The organism is Streptomyces sp. NPDC127084 (assembly GCF_042724175.1).
GTDB lineage: Bacteria > Actinomycetota > Actinomycetes > Streptomycetales > Streptomycetaceae > Streptomyces.
This window is the reverse complement of the sequence record NZ_JBHXFA010000066.1, coordinates 34777-37404: the sequence shown is the minus strand read 5'-3', so window position 1 is coordinate 37404 and position 2628 is coordinate 34777. Positions and strand designations below refer to the sequence as shown.

General features: G+C 70.5%; 3 protein-coding genes. 2 read left to right on the top strand and 1 reads right to left on the bottom strand.

Features of this window, described 5'->3' with window-relative positions:
* The first annotated feature begins 110 nt into the window (after window positions 1-110).
* Together ACFWI9_RS17390 and ACFWI9_RS17385 are read left to right on the top strand one after the other, a co-directional pair.
* Entirely contained in the window at window positions 111-326 is a 216-nt protein-coding gene (locus ACFWI9_RS17390) for a DUF6458 family protein (RefSeq protein WP_338671365.1), read from the top strand.
* Window positions 327-381: 55 nt separating this feature from the next.
* Complete coding sequence (locus ACFWI9_RS17385) at window positions 382-747, top strand: hypothetical protein (protein ID WP_387162843.1); 366 nt, start codon at window positions 382-384, stop codon at window positions 745-747.
* Between the two features lie 13 nt (window positions 748-760).
* On the opposite strand, the gene ACFWI9_RS17380 is transcribed toward ACFWI9_RS17385, so the two are convergent.
* Window positions 761-2575 (bottom strand): NHL domain-containing thioredoxin family protein, encoded by a 1815-nt coding sequence (locus tag ACFWI9_RS17380; protein ID WP_387162841.1) that lies wholly within the window; start codon window positions 2573-2575, stop codon window positions 761-763.
* Window positions 2576-2628: the final 53 nt, after the last annotated feature.

Genomic DNA, 2628 nt, shown 5'->3' with positions numbered 1-2628 from the left:
GGTTTGTGGGGTGCCCACTCTCTTTTTTTTGGTTTGGTGTGTGGTGGTTTGTGTTTTTGGGTATCCCCACAAACCCACGCTGCTTTGCTTGCTTCAGGAGGCGAAAGAACATGGGCCTGGGAGGCTGCATCCTGCTCATCGGCGCAGGCGCGATCCTCACCTTCGCGACCGACTGGCAGACGGATAGCGTCAACCTCGACCTGGTCGGTCTGATCATGATGGCGGTCGGTCTCATCGGAGTCGCCGTCTTCACCAGCATCGCCCGGCGCCGCCGCGCGATCGTGCCACCCGTGACACCGACATACGTGGACGGGGACCGGCGCTGACCGGCGCTAACATCTGCGAAACACCGCCCCTGCCACGGTATGGACCATGGTTCTGATGGGGCAGACGGGCCCGGTGCGCCACCGGGTCCGAGGGCGGCGTCGCGGCAGGGTTCTCACCGTGCTCACGGCGTGCGCGTTTTCGGCCGCGGTGCTCGCCGCGTTCCTGATCTGGCGGTTCAACGACCGCCCACCGTGGGGCGACGATGTCGCCTACGAGGGCGGATACATCATGGGCACCCGCATCCACCAGGCCGATGTGACCGGCGAGCGGACGAAGGAACTGCTCAGCGGCGGCTGCGCCCGGCTGCTGGCCGAGGGCGCGGGAGGCCACCGGGCCACCCACAACCGCCCCCTGTGGGTGGCCGGCTGCCTCGACGGCGCGGCAGGCCGCCCGTCAGCGCACCAGGGCCTGGTGCGCTGACCGCCGGGCCGGATCAGTCGTCCATCCCCGCGAGCACCAGCGGCAGCCTGGCGGCACCATCGGGGGTGATCCGTACGGGGACTCCCCAGTCCTGCTGGTGCACATGGCAGGCCGGATACTCGTTCTCCGGGTCATCGTCACAGGAAGCCGCCATCGCCGAGACATGCAGCACGCCCTCGGTGACGTCGGGGTTCAGCTCCACATCACGGAACAGGTCCGTACCCGCGCCATCCCCCGCCGACAGCAGCTCCGGCGGGGTCGCCGAGACCAGCAGCCTGGTCGAGGGACCGTACCGGGTGTCGAGCTTCTGACCGGCCGGCGCCTGGAACACCACGTCGAGCCGCAGCGAGCCGGGCGCCACATCGGTGGCGGCCCGCTGGGTGCGATGGGCTACGGCCTCCACCCGCACGGCCTCCTCGGGCAACCGCAGCCGGGTCAGCCGGTGCCTGGCCGACTCGACCACCACGATGTCCTCGTCCACCAGCACGGCCGCGGACGGCTCCCGCAGATCGGTGGCAAGGGTGGTCACCTCGCCGGTCGCCGGGTCGTAGCGGCGCAGCGCGTGGTTGTACGTGTCCGACACGGCCACGGAGCCGTCGGGCAGCGCGGTCACCCCGAGCGGATGCTGGAACAGCGCCTGGTCGGCGGGGCCGTCCCGGTGACCGAAGTCGAACAGTCCGGTGCCGACGGCGGTGTGCACCACCCCGCCGGGGTCGATCCAGCGCAGCGCCGAGGTCTCGGAGTCGGCCACCCACAGCCGGTCGCCGGCGGCGGCGAGCCCGGACGGCTGCGCGAACCACGCCTCGTCACCCGGCCCGTCCACCAGGCCCTCGTTGGTCGTCCCCGCGGCCACCCGCACGGTCCCGGCCTCCGGGTCGTACGTCCACAGCTGGTGCACCCCGGCCATGGCGATCCACACCTTGCCCTGCCACCAGGCCACATCCCACGGCGACGACAGATCCACATCGAGCGCGGGCCCAGAGGTCGGCGCCCCCTGCCACCACTGCCGCCCGGTCCCGGCGACCCGCTCGACCGCGCCGGTCTCCGGGTCGTACACGCACAGCGCGTGGTTCACGGTGTCGGCGACTACGACCTTCCCCGACGGCAGCAGCGCGAGCCCCTGCGGCTCCCGGAAGCCGCTCCCGTCCCCCTGGCCGCCGATGCGGCGTACGACGGTCTCACCGTCCGCCTCCAGCTCGACGAGCTGGTGCCGCGTCGAGTCGGAGACCAGGAAGTGCCCGGACGGCAGCAGGACCGCCTTCCCCGGGAACCGCAGATCCGTCGCCACCGGCTCCGGCGCCACATACGGCCCGTCCCCGCGCCGCAGCGTCCCCTTGGCCTCGTGCACCGCCTCCAGCTCCTCGACCAGCCGCTCGATGGCGTGCGCGTGCCCCTCACCGGCGTGCTGGGCGACGACATACCCCTCGGGATCGATCACCACCAGCGTCGGCCAGGCCCGCACGGCGTACTGCTTCCAGGTAGCGAGCTCCGGATCGTCCAGCACCGGGTGACGCACCTCGTAGCGCTCGACGGCGTCCACGACCGCCTGATGCTCGGCCTCATGCACGAACTTCGGCGAGTGCACGCCGACGATCACGACGGTGTCGCGGTGCTTCTCCTCAAGCTCGCGGAGCTCGTCCAGCACATGCAGGCAGTTGATACAGCAGAACGTCCAAAAATCGAGGATCAGTACGCGCCCTCGGAAGTCGGCCAGCTTCAGATCCTTGCCGCCGGTGTTGAGCCAGCCGCCCTTGCCGATCAGCTCGGGAGCACGGACACGGGCACGTCGGCGGGGCTCAGGGGTGGGTGCGGGGACGGCATCGTTCATGCTTCAAGCTTGCCATTCCCGGATTCGGGGCCTCCGGCCGGGTCGGGAAAGCC

Coding starts and splice junctions, on each gene's coding strand:
- ACFWI9_RS17390 (WP_338671365.1), top strand. CDS start 111: ATGGGCCTGGGAGGCTGCATCCTGCTCATCGGCGCAGGCGCGATCCTC.
- ACFWI9_RS17385 (WP_387162843.1), top strand. CDS start 382: ATGGGGCAGACGGGCCCGGTGCGCCACCGGGTCCGAGGGCGGCGTCGC.
- ACFWI9_RS17380 (WP_387162841.1), bottom strand. CDS start 2,575: ATGAACGATGCCGTCCCCGCACCCACCCCTGAGCCCCGCCGACGTGCC.